Here is a 19,811-nt window from a genome sequence, read left to right on the forward strand (position 1 = left end):
TTATTATTATCGAGAACCACTAAACCTGTATTTTATGTATTGAGCTCCTTAGGACAGGTGAAATTCTGAAGCAGCCTGGCTGAGAATGGATTGTTCACGCTGTTGGCCATGAGGTTGAAGGTGGCAAATCGATTTCCAAGCGTAAATCTCACCTTGTATTGATCGGGTAGCTCAGTTTTTGTCACGCTTGCCTTTTCCAATAAACGAAAGAGGGACCATGGTCCGCTGAGATTGATGGAGTTCGATTCTCCGGCAATCGCAGGGAAAAATGCGAGACTTGCAGCTGGTACACCTTCGCCAGGCCAATTCAACTCAATCGGGCGTGTTGGACCATGCGCATAGCTCACTGTTGTCCCATCCACGGTGAGGGCAACTCTGGTTGATCCGACGTCCAGATCCAAGGGTGTCATCGTGAATGCAACAGATGGTTTATCCCCCCCATTTGCGAAATATGCGTTGCGAATATTGTTAGCTTTTTCGAAGACTTCAAGGTTGTCTTTTGAGACATCAATCTTGGCGTTGTCGCTCTCTCTCCATTTCCACGGTGTGGAGGAGGTATCGACGAATGATTTGATGTTGGTATTGAAAAACGCTTCAATCTTGCCACCCGGTTTGAACAGGGTCGAAAAGTCGTCCAGCATCACCGAAGCTTGCTGACCATTTGCCACCGGATAGCGGCCAGAAAGAGCATTGCTGCACAAAGGTAAAACCTCTGAATCCCAGGCTGCATTGATGGCTTTTTGAGCATCGTTTACGGTAACTTGTGAGGAGAACTGAAGCATTTCCAGTATCCAGCTTTGCAGCGGCATAGGAACGTTAGGTGCTTCATCTTTCAGTGTTTTAACCGCATCACTCCCGCCGCCAAGAATATAGCTTAGGGCGTCTTGCTGAGTGTTGTTAGCCAATAAAATCCGGTTAAGTTCACGATAAAGATCAGTGACCTTCATCAACAAAGCGTCGAGTGGAGTGGTGCCACTCCCTGACCCTAACGTGAAACTATCAAGAGGCTCAAAGCGCGCCTGCACAGAAGTGCCCGGTGGAACCGGTTTCGGGCCACCTTCACTCGTCGGAACAGCTTCACCAAGCACTTCAACAAGCTGCTGCTGTCTCAGGTTGGTGGTCGCGCGGGCTTCTTCCTGCGCAATACGAGCTGCTCCGCCTGCAACGTTCTGAGCAACGCCGGTAGCACTGGATGGAGCTTCAGTCCGAGTAAGCTGTGTTTGCTCAGCCACTGAGACGAGAAGATTGCGGATAGGTGAATTGGGCCCGGAAGCGGTGTTAATGACATCTGTCGCCTGCGACAGGCTTGTGAACTTCACAATGCGCAGGTCAGCCAGCATCGCATCCCACATGCGCGCGTAGTCATCCAGATAAAGCCCTAAAACGCCACGTTCGATACGGGTGACAGTCTCTTCCTTGTTTTCCAACTGACCGTTTGGACCCAGCACCCAGCTTTCTCGAACGAAACTCTGAATGCTATCAACCAACTGAGGAAGGAACACACCACGGAAACCTTCATAAGTGTAAAGGCCAGGAATACCTTCGCTCAAAGGTTTGCCTGAAGATCGTGTGAAGACGCGAGTTACAGCAGATCCTGCAGCTTCGTCAGGACGCCACTCCGGAAGACTTTGAGCGGCTTGTCCTGCTTTGATAAAGGAATAAGCCAGCTCCGCGATTGGAGTTGCATTCAGAATCTCTCGAACCTGACTAACCAACTCTGTATTCACATCAATTCGCACCTTAAAGGGCTGGTCCAGCAACGCTGCAAGATGATTTGAAAGTTGGTCGCGCTCTGTTACTTGTCGAGGGTCACTGTAAAGGGACTGCCAATCAGTTTCTTCCCAACGCTGAATAACCTCCGGTTCCAGGGGACCTTTATCCGCCAGTTCCAGATAAATCCGCAAGGCTTCAAACAGGAATTCTGGATTGTCTATGTTTGCGACCATTTGCTGCTCAAGGCGGAGCATCATGCGTGGTCGCAAATAGCGCTCCAGTCCGTTGTGATAAAGCGCATCCGCATCCTCTGAAACATTCGGAATCTGGTTAAGGCCCCAACGTTCATTTTGAGGTGGTTTCTCCTGCTGATCCGCAAAGCCGCCTGGCAGGTCTCGAAGGTAGTTCAGCAACGGCAACACAGATAGGTAGTTGGCATCATTGACGCGCACAGCATCAATTCGGTCAGCAAATTTGGGGTATTCTTTCAAGTCAGCTTGGGCGCGGTTGATGATGTTTTCCTGGTTCATCTCATAGCTGATGACCCAAACCGTTGTTAAAAATGCAAGAACGATCACACAAGCAGCAAAAGAGAGGCGCTTGCGGATCTTCTGTTTGCGCATCACTTGCTTGCTCTCGCCCGCAAGGTTGCCTTCGCCAAAAATCAGGTCAAAGAACAAGCGCTCCAGAAAATACGCGTGTTTCTCGTAGGGAGCAGAGGGAAGTGCCTGTCGGCCAATCCCATAGGCATGCGCAATCGAACCTGCAAGCAAGTCAACAGGTTGACCTTCCTGGGTGGCAGAGGTGAAATAAACCCCACGCAAAAAGCTGCGGTCCTCATAACGATTAGGACGGAACATCTCGGTCAGGAAATCATTCAGCACGGTTCGCAGCGAGGCCATTTGTTGCGGGAAGCTGAAGATCAGACTTCTGTGCTGTATGTCCGTTTCTTTATTCAGGTAGTCGTAGACGCGCGAGTTGAGCTGCTCCATGAGCAACTCATATTCCTCATCGAAATGACTGATCGCATTCTCGGAGGATTTGCCGTCATCAACGGGGAAAGTCATACCCCAGGCTTGGTGTCGCTCATCTCTGCCAAGGACTTGGAAGTAGTCGGCAAAACCGGCGATCAAATCAAGCTTAGTGAACATCACGTAGATGGGAAAGCGAAGGCCCAGTTGCTTCTCAGCTTCCTTGAAGCGTTGTTTGACCGTCCGCGCCATATCCAGACGCTGATCCGAACGCATTGTTGCGAGCTTTGCAAGATTGATCGCAATGATCATGCCGTTCAGCGGCTGACGGCGGCGGTTTTTCTTAATCAATGAAAGCAGTGTGTTCCAGCCAGAAGCATCGATGACCTCATCTTGGTCCTGCATGGTATAACGGCCAGCGCTGTCAACGATGATCGCGTTGTTGCTGAACCAGTATTCGCATTCTGCAGTGGGCTCAATCGTCGCTGCATCCACTTTCTGGCCCAGTTTGTGAGCCAGTGGAAACTTCATTCCAGAACGTAAAAGAGCAGTGGTCTTGCCAGATTCCTCTGGCCCAATCATCAGATACCAGGGCAGCTGATAGATCACCTTACGGCCTAGTTTACCATCGACACTTGCCGTTTTGAGAATGTTCAGACTCTTCTCAACCTTGCCAGAGACCAGCGCTGCTTCATTCTTCGCCAGCTCTTCAGGATCGACTTCAGGCTCTTCTTCTTCCTCTTCTTCTTCGTTCTTGGCTTCTGCTTCTCTTGCTCGCCGGGAAAGGCGTCCAATATTGATCGCGGCCCAGATCATCAAAAGGCCCATGACGATCAGCATACGAACGACAGCCATCGCAAAAGGTTTTGCGCCGAAGATCGATAGACTTGGGCCATAAATCCAGATGACCGCACACAATATTAGTGTGATGAGGAGCGTAACAAACCAAAAGGGGAAAAAGCGTTTGAGTTTCTTCATTGCTGGCCTCCCTGGCCAGAAGGCGGAATAAGCGTAATATCAATGCGCCTGTTCTGAGCACGCCCTTCAGCTGTTGCATTGGTCGCAATTGGATCAGCTGATCCTCTGCCGATGGCTTTGACACGTGTCCTGTCTGTCAGTCTGACCTTGATGAGATCTGCAACTGTTTGAGCACGCGCCTTGGAAAGTGCAACATTGTTCGGATAACGGGCATTTCGAATTGGAATATTGTCTGAAAAGCCAACTACATTGATGGTACCAGGCTGCGTGTTCACCGCTTCAGCGACACGATTGACGACTGGAATAAAGCGGGCAGTGAGCGTATCTCTAGCAGTTGCAAACATGCCAGAACCTGTCAGGCGTATCACCACGTTGCCTTGCACATCCATCACGACGACAAGACCTTGCCGGATCTCAGGAGCAAGGAACCTGCTAACTTGCAGATAAGCAGGCAACGTGCTGTTACGAACGACTTGAGGTGAGGAAGGTGTTCCAGGTGCTGCCTGTTGTTGTGGCAAGTTCGGTAGAGCTGCTCGTGGCGGAGCAGGTTGGTGAGTCAGATCAATTGGGCTTGTGTTGATTAAAGACTCATACTGGAACGCAATGCGCTCACTTTTCTCTCCAAGCCAAAGCGCAAGCACAGCATAAATCAGCAGGGCGAGGAGTGCTGCTCCAAAGAAGATACCCCATACAGGAATAGACCACTTTAAAGGTCGATACGCATCTTCAACACCTCTCCAGTGAGGTGATAGATCAGTTTCCTGATCTCCTCGCAGCGAGCGAATGAGGCGTGATATGCCATAACGCAGGCGCGACATCGTATTGCTGCCTTGCGGCATGATCCGCAAGCGACCTTCAAACCCCAAAGAAATACAAAGATACAATAATTCCAGAAGATCTTTGTCACGACTTGGGTTGGCCTGCGTCTTCCTCAATAGATCATAAAATCGATCGCCACCGGACACGTCCTTGTGGAAGTTACTGACAAGGCTTTGCGTTGCCCAAATGCTGCGACTACCCCACGGAGTATTGAGAATTATGTCATCAAGGGTTGCACAGACCACATATCTGGCAATGCGAATGGTCTTAGAAGAAAGACCGTTTAGCATAGCGTTGTGTTCGAAAGAGCGGATCTCAGAAATAACATGAGAGCGCAGGGCATTCACATCACGATGCTGAGCGTGATTTCGCAAGCGGGCAGCTAAGGCCAACAAACTGGAGGCTGCTTTGATAAGAGGATTATTCCCAAGTGGGACAAATTGAATATCGTCAGCGCCAAGGAACCAATAGCCTGCAGGCGTTTGCGCCGGAAGGTTGGTACTACCTGCGTCAGGATGATCAGGATTGGGTGCATCAGTCGAGATGACAGTGTCGACTGAGTCCACCGAAAGGGCAGTGAAATCCTTCTTTGCCATAATCTCAACTCCTCAGTCCGTTAGCCGCTTATTGCTCTCTGATCGCCCAGAGTTCCATCACAAGTTTCGGGAAATCACCCGCGACATGCATCGCTAGACCGCCAGAAACACGGATTTCGTCCCAATGTGATGAGGCCGGATCCAGTTCGAAATATGCTGTGCCCGTGTGGTACGGGATCTGTCTTGGCGCGACTGGCAGTTGCTTCACTGCGATGCCGGCCAAAGCGGAATTCACAAAGTCTCGGATCTGTTCGACAGATCCAATCGTAATCTGCCCCGGGAAGTGTCGATTGATCACTTCCGATGGCAGGTCAGCACTAACAGCAAGCACAAACCGAGCCGACTTGATCAGGCTGCGATCGAGCAGCATGCCAACACGAACGCCGTACTTGCGCTCTTCCAGCGGTATCGGCACGGCAGTCTGTTCCAGAACAGCAGAAAGGTGCTGTCGCAAATGAGCAATCACAGGAGCAAATGTCTCTGTCAGGGCTTCGTGCCGATAAGGCTGAAGTGTTGAGGGGCGCCGTGCTGCCGCTGTAAATGTTGCAAGCTCACCAACCAGCTGGATCGAAATCCGGTACAGCGCTTCAGGATGGAGCGAGGGTGTTTGCGCAAAGTGGGCGTAGAGTGGTTCATAGCGATTGACGGTCTGCAAAAGCAGAAAGTCCGAAATCTCTGCAACACCCTTACTGCCGGAGTTCGAAACACGCCCTGCAAGTGCATCTGCCCGGTGGCTCAGCATGCCCCAGATCTCGCGAATGTATCCATAAAGCACTGAGGAGGAATGTGAGGCGAGGCACGTGGAGATGTACTCGTCATCTAAAATAACTTGCTTATCTGCCCGTACTTCAATCACACGAGCGATAGGCAAGCAGATCCAGCCTTCCAGATCCTCAAAGTCGAACTTAAAAGAGAACCGTAGCCGACCAGTTTCCATCTGGACGCTGGCGTCACTGCCGGTGATTGCATCTCGCGCCTCGGATTCATGCACCACATAGCGCGCAGCGGTTTCTTGCACACCTGGATATTCATATTCGTAGGCACCAGGTTGGCGAATAGGCAATGCAAGATAAACGACCGAGTTTTTTACGCTTTCAGGAACTGGAATAGACGCAGGAGCGTCACATTCCTGTGGCATTTTAAAAGGCGTACCATCCGGCATCAGACCGCTGGCAAAATTGAGTGCAAACTGGCCCAGTTTCAGGGCTTCCTGATTTATTTTCATCTCTGTATGGCCCCAGGGGTGAGGGCGAATGCTCGAGATAGTGTCACTGACCAGCTGTTCCAGATAGCGATCATGCTGCTGAAAGTGCTGCGGCTGTAGAAACAGACCTTCTGACCAGACAACTTTGTTATGAGTGGTCATTAATAGAACCATCCTTCTTTTACTGTCTTGTCGGGCTGCAGAGTAATTTCAAGCTTGCTCAAATACGCAATGAGGCTCGATGGCTGATTGTTTGGAACCATAATCACCGAACTCCATGTTCCTGTATCCACTTTCCGAAAGGCACCGAGCACAGCGACAAATGCCACACTGGGGTCAACCTTGACTGCTACCTTCATGATCTTGTCGGGAGCTATGAAAACTTCCTTCATAGCAAGCAGGTTTTTGCCGAGAACCTGGTCTCCTTTTTCAAACAAAGTGAAAAAGTCATGAGTTTTAAACTCGGCATCAGACGTAAGGTAAAAGATCTTCACCTGAACAGGCGTCGACATCCCATCTGCGTTCTGGTTCAACTCCTTGTCCGCGATGACTGTCGTCGTGATCATGACAGGCATCGGCATCTCGGCGGAGCAGGAGGCCAGACCGATACTCAAAAGCAAAATGTACGCAATGCGTTTGATGTGGCTAATCGTCATTTGGTTTACGAGCTTTGTTCTGAATGTCTTTTTTCGGGGCTACATCCCAGTCCTCAGGAATGGTCTGGTGATGCGTTCTGGGCAATTTAAATGAATCGGATTCCGTGCGGTTGTGATCCCACGCACTTGCACCTTCCTCACTCGAAATGCCGCTTTCACTTTCAAACGGTACTGAGCTGGAATATTTGTATCCTTCAAATCCATAACTAACTGGCGGAATAGGTTCTTTCCCAGCGCTGGCAGGGTAGGAGTCCAGTGTTTCAGTCGCTTTTCTGAGAATAGATTCTGGAGACTCCAGTGGGTCATTCAGAACCTCGGAAAGTTCGTCTTCAGGGGTAACGATCTGGTCATCGACCCAGTCGTCATCCTCCATGTCGAGTTCTTTAGGAAGAAGATTTGCAAGTGGATCAGGGTTCTCAGGTTCTGCAAGAAAGTCATCCACTTTCAGACGGGCATCAGCATCTTCTGGCAACATTTGTGCGCTGATGTAATAGTTTCCGACCCTGATAACATCGCCATCCTGAAGGCCACAGGCCTCACCGTTGGGAACTGGTTCGTCCCAATCATTAACAAAGGTTCCATTGGAGCTGGTATCGACGACGCGGTAGGCCCCGTCGTTCCACTCAACGACACAATGACGGCGCGAAAGCTGGTTTGCAGGATCGGGAAGAATCCAATCCGCACTGCTTCCACGTCCAATGACGCAGCGTTCCTGTCGCAGTATGCGCGTGCATTTTCCTGTGTCGACCAACTCATGCCCCTTGGTCAAAATGAGTACTAAAACCATGCTCGTGTTATCAGTCATATCCTTAGCCCCCGATTAAAACTGTGGGCCAGCCAAGGATGATGGTGCCGCCGTGAGCAGTGACATCCAGCATGCGCGCCGCCGGCAGTCCGGCGATCAAAGTGGTGACACTGCCTTTCATAATTGTATCTGGAGGCCCAACACACACGCACATGTCAGTCATGCGCGCCGCTGGTAAGTTTCCGATCAAAACCGTCGGTGCTCCAAGAGATATCGGGCCTCCTACGTGAGGAACGATACCGGTCACCATTGGACAGACGTGCATGTCTGTCATGCGTGCTGCTGGGAAACTCATAGGGCCTCTATTTCATTATCTGCGAGCGCTCGTCCCAACTTGTAAGCTTTGACTAAGAACTCTTCAGGGTCCTCCACGTTACTGTCGTATACAGACAAAACTATAGATGACCCTACAGCAATACTAGTTAGGTTTTCTGGGGGAGGTGCAGGGTCAAATTCGGGAGATCCCATACTACCGCCACTCCAACCAGCCGCTGCCGCGGCAAGAGAAGCGGCGCTTTTATATCCTCCGTCATCAGCAATTTTCATTGCTGCACGGCGCATGTCTTCTTCGGGTTTGCGGACCCAATCCTCGGCGGCTTTCAGCGCTATTTCGTCTTTATCGGGCGGTTGACTGCCTTCAGGAAAGGTAGCTCTGCTGACTTGACTGGCCCACCACACTGCGCGTGGTTTACTCAGGGCGTGAGCGAGAACCTTAATAGCGTCAGACATGAGCTCCGCTTCTGCCAAGGTATCCACAACTTCGATAGAAGGCTTCTGTCCCTCTATCAATGGTACTGCTTCATCTCCAAGTTCTAAAGGTCTTTTTTCCAGTAGATCCTTGTAGGAGTTGAGGAGCAGTGTAGTATTTGTCACGCTATTTTCCATAATGCGCCTCAGTTAATCTTGACGAGAGCACCTTGTACCGTCGTGATGCCAGCGCCTTTTAAGGTGGTCAATGTCCCGTCAACGGTCGCCTGAACATCACCCTTTACGGTCACCATCAAGCCTTTCAACTCTGCCTGAGCGGCTTCAAGTTTGAGCGAGCTGGGGCCAGCGGTAAGGGTGATGGACATGGGATCCATTTTGATCGAGCTGCCACCACAGGTGAGCTCAATGGCTTGGGTTCCGGAGACCTTCACCGATCCAGCAGATGCGTCCACTTTCACATCGCCGGTTTGCGAGGTCACACCGATGTCTTTCATGGCTTCAACAGTCTGCGCACCTTGCTTCATGGAGATGCTCTGGTCGCCGCTCTCAACTGTAATAGTGTGATTGCCAGACTTGACTGAGAGGGCATCGTCTTTTTCGACAGTTGTGGTTCGGCCACCGGTCTTGATTGTGTAGGTCTCGTCACCCTGATCAACCGTCAGACTGCGATTATTATAGACCTCGATTGTCTGGTCGCCATCTTCTTGCTTGTCGAAACCAATCTTGACGGTTTCATTGTTTTTAACGGTGCGCTCATAGTCCTTTTCAGCCGTGAGCTGAACGAGTTCCTCATCTTTCTTGTCTTCAAACAGGAACTCGTTGTTCCCGCCGCCTTCCTTGGATGTCTCACTCTTAAGCGTAGACTTTGTGGCTTCACCGGGCAGGTCATAAGGAACAGTCTGCTCTCCATTGTAAACACTGCCCACAACAATAGGTCGGTCGGGATCACCATCTAAGAAATCAACGAGGACTTCCTGCCCAACACGGGGAATGTGGAGACCACCCCAACCTTTACCTGCCCACATTTGCGCTACACGCACCCAGCAAGAAGATTTATCATCGTTCTGTCCGTCACGATCCCAATGGAACTGCACTTTGATCCGGCCATACTCATCGGTCCAGATCTCTTCACCATCCGCGCCAGTAACAACTGCGGACTGCAACCCGTTCATATTAGGCCAGGGTGTAGTAGAGGCTTTACGGTATTGAACGCTGGAATCGACTGCCTCAATCTCGTAGGTGATTGCGTCATAAAATTCCTGCTCTTCATCGCGCGCAAACTCGATGGAGACTTCACAGATCGCCTTCGTGATCAGGTATTCTTTTTCCTGACTTGGGTCGTCTGAAAACTGATCCAATTTGAAAAGGTATCCGGGTCGCAATCCACGGACGTTGCCGCGCGCATATACCTTGGCGTAAGCCGCACTGGCTTCTTCAACGCGCACCTTGGCTCGCTTTTCACCTACACTGACTTCCTCGTAATGGCCTGGATACATGTAACGCGTGCGGCCAGACAGCTGGTGGGACTTCTTTTCGCTAGCATTAGCTTTCAAATCACTCGTGGGCTTAGTGAAATCATAGTCATTGATTTCAACTTCATCGGTCTGGATCTCTTCATTGTGTCGCCAATCCCAAAAGTGATCAGCTCCGCGACGGAAATGATCTTCCTCAGAATAGAAGGGAAGGCTGGACTCGCCTTTGATGTCTTCATGAGCGCTATAGGAATCTGCCAATACCATCGTGTGTTGGCCATCCTCATGCTCAAAGTAATAATAGATCCCTTCCTGCTCCATCAGGCGGCAGATAAAGTTGAAGTCGGTTTCTTGAAACTGAGCGCAATAGGGCCGGGGATCATAACTGTCACTCAGCTTGTTTTTGAAGTCGGTAAAACCAGCTTCCTGAAAGACTTCTTTCAAGATGTCTGGCGTCGACTTTTCCTGAAAAATCCGGCAGTTGCTGGTAAGAGTCAAAAACCAAAGCCACGGGCGTACAATAAGCCGGTAAGTTGAATAGCCATGATCTTGTCCCGTATAGATGGCCTTGGTTACAAACCCATTCAGATACTGGTCAGAAGACAGGCTTGTGCCGGACACTTTTTTCATTTCAACCGTAAGTGTCTGCCCAAGCATCTTATCAAGGCTCAGGTCATGCTCGAATGATCGGCAATCTACGACCATTTCGTAGAGCTCACTCATTTCGCTGGTCATCTTCATCTTCCAAAGGTGGAAGCTGTCATCTCCACCATCGAAGCTGATCGTGAACAGCCGATTTTCAGTTACTTTGCTCGCACACATTCCAGGACCTGCCTATTTCTAAAACGTTTCTCGTTCGGTCTCAGGCGTTGAAGCTGTCTGAGGTCAGTTTGCGATTGTCTCGTTCCATCCGTTCAACAATGCTGGGATTGAGGATCCAGGGCATGGAGCCCCCGGTATTCTCCCAATTCACGAGAACCTCATCCCAGGTTTTTACGGATTTGATGAGCACGGGGAAGCTGAGTGGCTCTTTGCCAAACAGAATCTGGTCAAGATAAGCGGCGCCGCGAACAAGATAATAGTTGCCGCCGTACTCCATGACGTAAATCTCAGGTACTTCTTCTATCTCAATGAGTTCGGCCATTTGAAACTCCATTATCAATTGTTACAGATCAGCAAGCAGTGCTTCGAGTTCCGGATCCATACCCTCTTCATCCGCTTCTTCCTCATCGTCTGCTGAAAGATCGGCTAGGAGGTTGTCCAACTCTGTTGTGTCATGGACAGGCGCAGGCGGGGCAGCTGCTGCGGCTGGCGCAGGTGCTGGTACCTCTTCAACGTCGTCTTCTTCGTCCTCTGCCGCTTCAGGTTCACTCACCTTAGGTTCTGGCGGATCAGCCTCAATTCTGAAGATGGTTTCTGGTGTTTTCTTAGGATCAATGATGGTCTCGACAACAACAGCACCTTTTGTTGCCTGAATACCTGGGGTTAAGCCGTCGCCACCACTGATGCTGACACGCGCGCCAGCACTTGGGCTTGGTGTCTCGGCAGCTTTGGTCACTGCAATCTGATCGCACCAGCGTCCAGAAATTGTGTCACCGGCCAGGCCATTAAGAGAGGCTATGCGAACTTCGGGCTGCCCCTTCATAGAGACAATAGGCATCCAGCTCTGTCTCATTAGTGGCTCGACGCTGCGATGACTGATCATGCGATCAGTACAGGGCAGGGCAACCTGATCACCGTACTGGTCGTGAACGTAGTGGAAGGGCATTTCGTTGAGTGTCAGGATCGATCCTGGCTTCATGCCGCCGCCATTGGTTTCATAGTCTTTTGCAAGCACAAGACCAATCAGGGCTGCAGGGTTGCCCCACAACATGGCTTTCAGGCCAACTTGCTCGTCAAACTCTTCAAAGCTGAATGCATCAATAGGGTCGGTCTTTGCGCCATAAGGCATTCGAAGCATGAAGCGTGGCAAGCTCAGGCCAATGTAATTGCTTTCTGGCATGGCACGCAGACTCTGCCACGTCTTTTCGGTAATCTTAGGAAGCTCAGCAAATTTTCTGGTGGCATTGTTGCGGTCCAGGGATGTCAGGAAAGGTGCATGCGCATGCGCACAGATCTTTGACATACGCCCCAGAAGCTCTGCGTGAGGTGGCGTCATGTCGAATGTGTAAAGGCCAACAATTGCACTCGGTGTGCCAACACCTTCATCCTGCAGCGCATTTTCCACGAAGAGACGATACAAACCTGTTTCTTCAAGCTTGTTGGTCGCGCTGAGGTCTCTTGCAAAATCTTCCGCAGAAATGTCATAGAGCGTTATCTTGAGTGCCGTTGAGGTCTCAACTCGGCGTGACAACATATCAATTACGCGCCAAACACTCTCCAGAGACTGAAAATCTGCATTTTGAAGGATTTTACGCAATGTTGTGGTCATTACAGTCTCGACGATCTCAAGGTAATCATCGAGCTGCGGGTTGTCGGCTGGAGTAATGTGGGGCGAGACAATCTTACCAATCAGATCTGTAAAGTCGTCGGCCTCTTCATGTTCTTCAACTGGGCGATCAATGAGAGCTGAAAAGTCACTCAGCTTCTTGTCAACTGGAATGACTGATCCACGCGAGTTGCGCTGTGAGACAGGCTTTTCGCCTTTGTTTTCCAGCCACTCATCAATGGTTGCAGCCGCATTGCTGAATGTTCCGGGGTTCTTGAGGGAAGAACGCAGCGCTTTCAGCTCATCAAATATCTCGAACTCATCGATTATTTCGTCAGGATGGAAGTCTTCAATGCAGCTCGGTTCAAACCGAATGACTTTTTCATCACCAGCAAGGTCAAGTTCAATGTTGATCTTGAAACGGGCAGGGAGATCTTCTGCAGTATCGACATCAACATTATGCCCCTTGAGCACAGCAAGCTCATCAGCATTGTAAAGAGCCATACGGTTGGCACGACCAGAAAAATCACCGATCACAGCAAGATGGAACGGACTATCCAGCGTGATGTTGAGCTTTGGGGCTTCACATGTGACCTCGCCAAAATCTGGCTCAAAAACACTTGCGGATGCACCTTCAGCGGTTTCACCTTCTGTGGGAGCATCACTTTCCTCTATGATGTCATTGAGCAGTGCGTCAAGATCATCGTCCTTGTCAGAGTCACTCATCAGAATCTCTCTTATTGGTTTCTATCTGGTCCTCAAGACGTTCGAGGGTTTTGATTACCTGTAACTGCGCAGCTTCCAATTGAGCGGCGATTGCACGGTTTTCTGCGGATACGAGGAGGCGAAGGCGTTCGACGTCTTCACTGTGTTCTTCCTGATATATGCCCTGCATGGAGCTGACGATCAGACCGATAAACAGGTTGAGCACCGCAAATGCAGTCAGGAAGATAAAGGGTATGAAAAGAGCCCAGGCGTAGGGATAGATCTTCATTACGGGACGTACGATCCCCATGGACCAGCTCTCTAACGTCATGATCTGGAACAGCGAGTACAAGGATCGGCCAATGTCCCCGAACCAGTCCGGGAAACTTGCGCCGAACAGGCCAGTCGCCATCACCGCAAACACATAATAAATCAGCGCCAGAACGATCATCACGGAGAACATGCCGGGCAGCGCGTCCAACAGAGCCTGCATCACTTGCCGGTATTGTGGCAGGAAGGACAGGACACGCATGGCCCGCATAACCCGAAGGGCACGCAAAACGCTGAGATAACCCGACTGTGGGAGCAGTGAGAAGCTAACCACTGAAATGTCGAAGATGTTCCACCAGCTTTTGAAAAACCGCGTGCCAAAAGCCATGATTTTCAGAACAAATTCCAAGATGAAAAGTCCGATAATCACATCATCAAAAATGATCTGACCATCTCCGGTCAAGCGTCGCACGGAGGGAGACGTCGCCAGACCCAGGCTGATGGCGTTGACAACAATCAAGATGAGAAAGGTGTACTGAAAGGCATCAGAACGAACAATACGGCGCAAAGTAAGACGCCACGCAGGAATGCGTGTCGACCCTCTCCTCGCCGATTGTTTAACTTTCTGCATCGTTGGACTCCTCGTCACTTGGAAAAGTAGTTCCGACGTGTTTTGTTTCAGTTAGTTTCTGTGGTAAAAAAAGTAATAAGCCTATGTTTTGATTTTGCTTTCAGATTTATCTGAATGGTCTGTGAAGAGCCTATTTCTTCTTGTGCTTATCTTTTTTAGCCACAGGTGACTTCTTGAACTTGTAGTCAAAAGCATCACCATCAGTCAGAACCTTGAGTTCTGTGATCTTCTTGTCTTCACTCATGTTCTTTAGGAATTCTGTACTGATATCCGGGAGAAGGGTGTTGGTCAGGATCGCATCGATCATACGGCCACCACTCTCAATTTCCGCACACCTGCTCTCAATCAAAGCAACAACTGAGTCATCCCAAGTGAACGTCACATTGTGGTTCTCAAGGATACGATCACCAATTCGGCCAAGTTGCAGATTGATGATCTTATGAATGACAGGAGAGCTTAGCGGGTAGTAAGGCACGGTTACAAGCCGGCCCAAAAGGGCTGCCGGAAAGGCTTTCAGGAGTGGGGGTCTTAAAGCCTTGGCAATTCCCTCTGGATCCGGTGTCAGATCTTCGTCTGCGCACATATCCAAAATGAGGTCACTGCCCACATTGGCGGTCAGCAGGATCAAAGTGTTCTTGAAGTTGATCTTCCGGCCTTCGCCATCCTCCATCATGCCTTTATCGAAGACCTGGAAGAAGAGTTCGTGCACATCGGGGTGGGCTTTTTCCACCTCATCCAGCAACACAATGCTATAAGGTCTACGGCGCACAGCTTCCGTCAAAACGCCGCCTTCACCATAACCCACATAACCTGGTGGAGAGCCCTTGAGCGTGGAGACTGTATGGGACTCCTGAAACTCACTCATGTTGATGGTGATAAGGTTCTGCTCACCGCCATAAAGGGTCTCTGCAAGCGCTAAGGCTGTCTCGGTTTTACCAACACCACTTGGTCCAACCAGAAGGAACACACCAATTGGGCGACTTGGATTATCAAGATTGGCACGGGAGGTTTTTACGCGGCGAGCGATCACCTCCATGGCGTGATCCTGACCGATGATCCGTTTCCTCAGGATATCGCTCAGATGCAACACAGTCTTAATCTCGTTAGAGACCATGCGCCCGGTTGGGATACCCGTCCAGTCAGAAACAATCGTTGCGACAGCTTGGCTATCTACTTCAGGAAGAATGAGGGGATGCTCACCTTGTAGTTCGGTCAGTTCCTCAAGTTTCTGATCCAGCTCTTTCTTGATTGGAGCCGTATCTGCGTTCTCATCTCCATTGGTCTGACGGAACACCTCACGCAGTTTCAGAATTTCTGTAACAAGCGATTGCTCTTTCAACCATTCAGCTTCAAGAGCCTCACGCTCTTTCTCAAGCTCTGCAAGCTTCTTGTGCACGTCAGTTAGCTTGTCTCCGACATCAAACCCGGACTGCGCTTCTCGATCAAGGATATCCCGTTCCGTCTCAATCATAACGAGACGCTTACGGCAGTCATCTACAGCGGCTGGCGTGGCATGTTGTGAAAGAGCGACCCGGGCACAGGCTGTATCTATCAGGCTGATTGCCTTATCTGGCAGCTGCCGTGCCGGAATGAAGCGCATCGATAAATGTACAGCAGCTTCAAGTGCTTCATCCAGAATCTGGACCTGATGATGCTCTTCAAGCATCGCAGCTACACCGCGCATGATAGCAACGGCTTTGTCTGGATCTGGTTCTTCAACCAGAATGTTCTGGAAGCGGCGAGCAAGGGCAGGGTCCTTCTCAATGTGCTTCTTGTATTCAGACCATGTTGTTGCGGCGATCGTCCGAAGCTCACCACGGGCAAGGGCTGGTTTCAAGAGGTTGGCTGCATCACCGGTTCCCGCAGCACCTCCTGCACCAATGAGCGTGTGGGCTTCATCAATGAACAGGATGATCGGTTGTACAGAGGAGCGCACCGCATCCAGTATCTTGCGCAGGCGATCTTCAAATTCGCCTTTTACGCCAGCACCAGCCTGCAATAACCCGACATCAAGCAATAGAACGCGCACATCCTTGATGGATGGGGGCACGTCGCCCTCTGCAATGCGGATGGCCAAACCTTCAACCACAGCCGTTTTACCAACCCCAGCTTCACCAGTCAGAATCGGATTGTTTTGACGACGGCGCATCAGCGTGTCGATGATCTGGCGAATTTCTTCTTCACGGCCAATAACCGGATCCAACTGTCCAGCTTTTGCCTTTGCCGTGATGTCTGTGCAGTAGGCGTCTAACGCTTCATCAGCTGACTTTAGCCCCGGAGCAGTGGCTTTCTGTTCGCCAGCATCAAGTTGCGTTCCATCCTTGGCTTTTCCCTCTTCAGGAGAGCCTTCTGTGATCTTTTTGTATCGTGTCGCAACATCATCAGCTGAAATGTTCTCAAACAGACGCGAAATGCCAAAGAGCGTATTGCGAAGGCCCGGTGTTTTTAGGATGCCAATCAGAAGGTAACCGCTGCGGATGGCATTATCACCAAACATCAAAGTGGCATAAACCCAACCGCGTTCAACGGCCTCTTCCACGTGCTGAGACAGATCGCTGACAGAACTGGCTCCTCGGGGCAACTTGTCCAAGGCTTTGGTGAGATCACTCGCGAGCCGGGCCTCATCGATCTCTGCATCCCGCAAGATGCGGTGCAGATCTGAATCTTGACCACTCAACAACTGCTGGAACCAATGCTCCAACTCCACATAAGGATTGCCGCGCATCTTACAAAAGGTCGTAGCGCTGTCGATTGCCTGATAGCAGGTCGGATTCAATTTACCGAAGAGGGACGCTCGTTTGATATCACTCATGGGAACTCCTAGGCAGCCTTCGCACGATTGTTGTTGTGAACAGATGCTTTTGATTTTTCAGTGACTTGTCGTGGGCGTAAATTGAGATCTCGGACCGGATCTCCTTGTTTTTTAGGAGACAACCAGGTGGTCCAGCCAAGCTTTCCATATTGTCCAAGCCGGGTAGTCGGCACCTGATTGCGCTTAAGGACAAGAGCCACATCCCACTCCAGCTCATCGCCGCAATAGGCTCTGACGGCTGAAAGCAAACGCGGCATGGAAACGCCATCAGGAAGCAGACCTTCATAGTCACGTAAGCTCAAAGGACCGAACGCCACACGGAACTTTGTGTCGCTGGACCAAACACGCCCCCCCAGTGCAGCTCCAACACCGAGAAGTCCGGCATTGCGAAAGCCGTTGAGGGCCGTCACTTGATTTTTGGGTAGATACAGCCACTCTCCGATAAACTCTTCCAGAGCGACGGGAAGGTTGAAGTAACAGCTCAAAATAGCCAGCAACCCATCAGCTCCGCGGGTTTGCAAGGCGAGACGGCCAGCGAAGTGGTACTTCACCACATCCGGCAGATCATCACGATGCCGAAACTCAGTTGGTCCAAATCCCGCGAGCGCTCCGGTATAGATCGAATACCGGTCTTGTTCGGGGCGATCAAAGCTGAACGCGGGCTCTCCCGTAATCGCCGCGCGGTAAAATAAGCTCAGGATACGGTGGTGAAAGACATCCGCGAATGCACGCATAGTGGTGTCGCGGTGTTGATGTTCCCGCTTAAAGGCATACTCAGTCAGATGAAGCGGCATTGGACCGTTGGGTCCAAATAGCCCTAAAAACCTGCTGGTTAACCGGCTGGGTTTTGTTCCAACACCTTGCTTGAATGCTGTGATCGTTGAGGCTTCAAACTGCAAATGCGGTTCATGAGAAAATCGAACAGGGTCGTCCTGACAGCGCCGTGACGTTCCGATCCGAGGCATATCCGGGTTAGAACACTCAATAAGCCGCACCAAAGGCAAAAATTCGTAACTGAGGTAATCTTTCTCAGCCGAGCGCAAACGCTGCTTCCACCGAACTTCAGGCGTTACGTCTGCTTTAACCGGTACGGGCAATGCGCCTTGCCCATCGCGAGGTTTGGGTGGGCCAGATGAGCCGGGGGGAGGTGGTGTTTGCGAGCCGGTCATAGTCTGTGACGCCTCCCGATCTGGCAGGGCCAGCGCATAACTTCACCGCGTACGTTGGATCTGATCACTGTCTCAGTGAAGCTGTTGATCGAAACGTATCGGGCAAAGAACTCATTGAGCACAGCACCAAGCAAGAACACACCCGTGCCTTCAAAAGCGGCTTCATCAAGCGTAATATTGAGCTCAAGTCCGCGCGCCACGGATGAAAGGCCTTGTCCGGGGAGGCGGCGAACAGCTCGTGTGGATTTGATTGAGCGTACGCCATCGATCTGTTGTGTTGTGGAACTGTCACCCAGTGGCGCATACAGATGCAGGATGGAACGCAGTGCTTGCGCACCATCAGTATCGTTGTTGTCTGCAATGCTGAGGTAGTTCAGTGAAAGATGATTGATGAAACGCCATGCGGTCTCACCAAAGATGTTTGAGGGACGTGGGCGACTAGGACCATCAATGCATTTGACCGCTTCAACTGGCCCACCTTCCGGAAGGGAAAAATCAGACTTTCCCGCACCAATCGGCATCATCAATGGCAGATCCCGGTTTGTGCAAAGTGCGCGGATGCCCAGCTGGTTGAGTGCCAGATTATAGGGAGCATCTTTCGCATCTACGAGACTGACAAAAATTTCGGTGCCAAGATAATTACTCCGCCCACCTGTCATCTGGCGTTTGGCCGTTGCAAGCCGCTGTTTGCGGTTCACCGTGTAATAGGCGCCTTCACTTTGTAAGTCTTGCGTACTTGATAGGCTGTAGAACGGCTTGAAGATCTGTGGGGCATCGCCTTGTGAGCTGAACCCTTCAACCTCTTGTAACTGATAAATCTCGTAGTCGAGCGGTTTCGATCTGTCAGGCACCACATGATGATCGCTGCGCTTATCGTTGATATGCAAACGGTCAAGGCGCGTTGAGAACAGGTTGATTGCGGGCGTGCAGAACAATGAGATGTTGGCACGATCAACGGCACGTTCCAGATCTTTGTCAATCCGATCAAAGAGCAGAAAGACATCCATCTCATCCGTCTCGCATTGCCGAACGGCAGGTTGCAAATTGGTCAGTTCAACAAACAGGAAACGATGCGGAAATGCGAAGTACTCCTGCAACAGACGGTACCCACTGAAGGATTGCGGTCCGTAAGGAAGAAGTGCGTCCTCATCTCCGTACCCACGCGTGTTCACGATCTCGGAGGAAAGGCTGATTTCCCAGGGCGTAGGCAAACTTGTTGGGCGGATCGCAACACCAGTGCAATTACCGATGATTTGCTCATAAAGTTTCACCGGTTGTGAGCCACCGCCCCGCAGATAAAGCGGAAGTTCGTCCAGCGCGAGCTCATTAAACGGAATATTGCCAACCGTTTTCAATCGAATGCGAAGTCCGGCTTTAGCTCCATTTTTCACTTCAACCTTCTGAGCGGCCAACTCACTTGGGCTCGCCAGATAATCAATGGCCTCTATCGTAATTGGCCAAAGGGTTGTTTCATGAGCGGTGTTATAAATACAAGGCGTCGCTCCGCGTGCACTCTTACGGCTGCGTAACTGTGTTCCGCGAGGAATAACATATCCATCCTTCAGGGAGCCCTGCGTCATATCCGGCTCTAAACTTGCAATGAGCATGGACGGAACAGGTGCCAGGAAGTGCGGATACACCATTTCCAGAAGGTGCTGCGTAAACTGAGGGAACTGGGCATCCAGTTTGTATTGAACACGCGCAGTTAGGAACGCAAAGCCTTCCAGAAGACGTTCAACGTACGGATCAGCACAGTCAAAACCACTCAACCCAAGACGCCCAGCGACCTTGGGGTAAGCCTCTGCAAATTCAGAGGCACTTTCGCGAATATGCTGTAATTCTCTGTTGTAATACGGAAGCAGCCAAGGCTTCAT

The 19,811-nt window shown here is 50.8% G+C and carries 14 protein-coding genes; all 14 read right to left on the minus strand.

Annotation, left to right across the window (positions count from 1 at the left end; translation table 11 throughout):
• Window positions 1–32: 32 nt before the first annotated feature.
• Window positions 33–3,662, minus strand: a complete 3,630-nt coding sequence (gene tssM, locus PsAD13_RS14580) for a type VI secretion system membrane subunit TssM (protein WP_063291935.1) — start codon at window positions 3,660–3,662, stop codon at window positions 33–35.
• Window positions 3,659–5,077, minus strand: coding sequence for a type IVB secretion system protein IcmH/DotU (gene icmH / locus PsAD13_RS14585; protein ID WP_063307289.1), 1,419 nt, complete (start codon window positions 5,075–5,077; stop codon window positions 3,659–3,661). Before icmH ends, tssM begins: the two co-directional genes overlap by 4 nt.
• 28 nt (window positions 5,078–5,105) lie before the next feature.
• Window positions 5,106–6,443, minus strand: coding sequence for a type VI secretion system baseplate subunit TssK (gene tssK, locus PsAD13_RS14590; RefSeq protein WP_063288533.1), 1,338 nt, complete (start codon window positions 6,441–6,443; stop codon window positions 5,106–5,108).
• On the minus strand, window positions 6,443–6,937 hold the full coding sequence (gene tssJ / locus PsAD13_RS14595; protein ID WP_082597106.1) for a type VI secretion system lipoprotein TssJ: 495 nt from the start codon (window positions 6,935–6,937) through the stop codon (window positions 6,443–6,445). Before tssJ ends, tssK begins: the two co-directional genes overlap by 1 nt.
• Entirely contained in the window at window positions 6,927–7,742 is an 816-nt protein-coding gene (locus PsAD13_RS14600; protein WP_208981864.1) for an FHA domain-containing protein, read from the minus strand. The genes tssJ and PsAD13_RS14600 overlap by 11 nt, the downstream gene beginning before the upstream one ends.
• Before the next feature lie 4 nt (window positions 7,743–7,746).
• Complete coding sequence (locus tag PsAD13_RS14605; RefSeq protein WP_057465268.1) at window positions 7,747–8,037, minus strand: PAAR domain-containing protein; 291 nt, start codon at window positions 8,035–8,037, stop codon at window positions 7,747–7,749.
• Window positions 8,034–8,627, minus strand: a complete 594-nt coding sequence (locus tag PsAD13_RS14610; RefSeq protein ID WP_063318609.1) for a hypothetical protein — start codon at window positions 8,625–8,627, stop codon at window positions 8,034–8,036. The genes PsAD13_RS14605 and PsAD13_RS14610 overlap by 4 nt, the downstream gene beginning before the upstream one ends.
• 8 nt (window positions 8,628–8,635) lie before the next feature.
• On the minus strand, window positions 8,636–10,744 hold the full coding sequence (gene tssI / locus PsAD13_RS14615) for a type VI secretion system tip protein TssI/VgrG (protein ID WP_063318610.1): 2,109 nt from the start codon (window positions 10,742–10,744) through the stop codon (window positions 8,636–8,638).
• 40 nt (window positions 10,745–10,784) lie between these two features.
• On the minus strand, window positions 10,785–11,066 hold the full coding sequence (locus PsAD13_RS14620; protein WP_063291939.1) for a hypothetical protein: 282 nt from the start codon (window positions 11,064–11,066) through the stop codon (window positions 10,785–10,787).
• A gap of 21 nt (window positions 11,067–11,087) precedes the next feature.
• The gene (locus PsAD13_RS14625) at window positions 11,088–13,076 is read right to left on the minus strand and encodes a type VI secretion system contractile sheath large subunit (protein ID WP_063318611.1); all 1,989 of its coding nucleotides are present in this window, start codon (window positions 13,074–13,076) and stop codon (window positions 11,088–11,090) included.
• Window positions 13,069–13,956, minus strand: a complete 888-nt coding sequence (locus tag PsAD13_RS14630) for an ion transporter (RefSeq protein WP_063318612.1) — start codon at window positions 13,954–13,956, stop codon at window positions 13,069–13,071. Before PsAD13_RS14630 ends, PsAD13_RS14625 begins: the two co-directional genes overlap by 8 nt.
• 130 nt (window positions 13,957–14,086) lie before the next feature.
• Window positions 14,087–16,768 carry a type VI secretion system ATPase TssH gene (gene tssH, locus PsAD13_RS14635; protein WP_063318613.1) on the minus strand — a complete coding sequence of 894 codons (2,682 nt, stop codon included), beginning with the start codon at window positions 16,766–16,768 and terminating at the stop codon, window positions 14,087–14,089.
• Window positions 16,769–16,776: 8 nt separating this feature from the next.
• Window positions 16,777–17,937, minus strand: coding sequence for a type VI secretion system baseplate subunit TssG (gene tssG / locus PsAD13_RS14640; RefSeq protein WP_063318614.1), 1,161 nt, complete (start codon window positions 17,935–17,937; stop codon window positions 16,777–16,779).
• Window positions 17,934–19,811, minus strand: a complete 1,878-nt coding sequence (gene tssF / locus PsAD13_RS14645; protein WP_063318615.1) for a type VI secretion system baseplate subunit TssF — start codon at window positions 19,809–19,811, stop codon at window positions 17,934–17,936. Before tssF ends, tssG begins: the two co-directional genes overlap by 4 nt.

The sequence above is a fragment of the Pseudovibrio sp. Ad13 genome (assembly GCF_001623225.1).
In the GTDB taxonomy this organism is placed as follows: Bacteria; Pseudomonadota; Alphaproteobacteria; order Rhizobiales; family Stappiaceae; genus Pseudovibrio.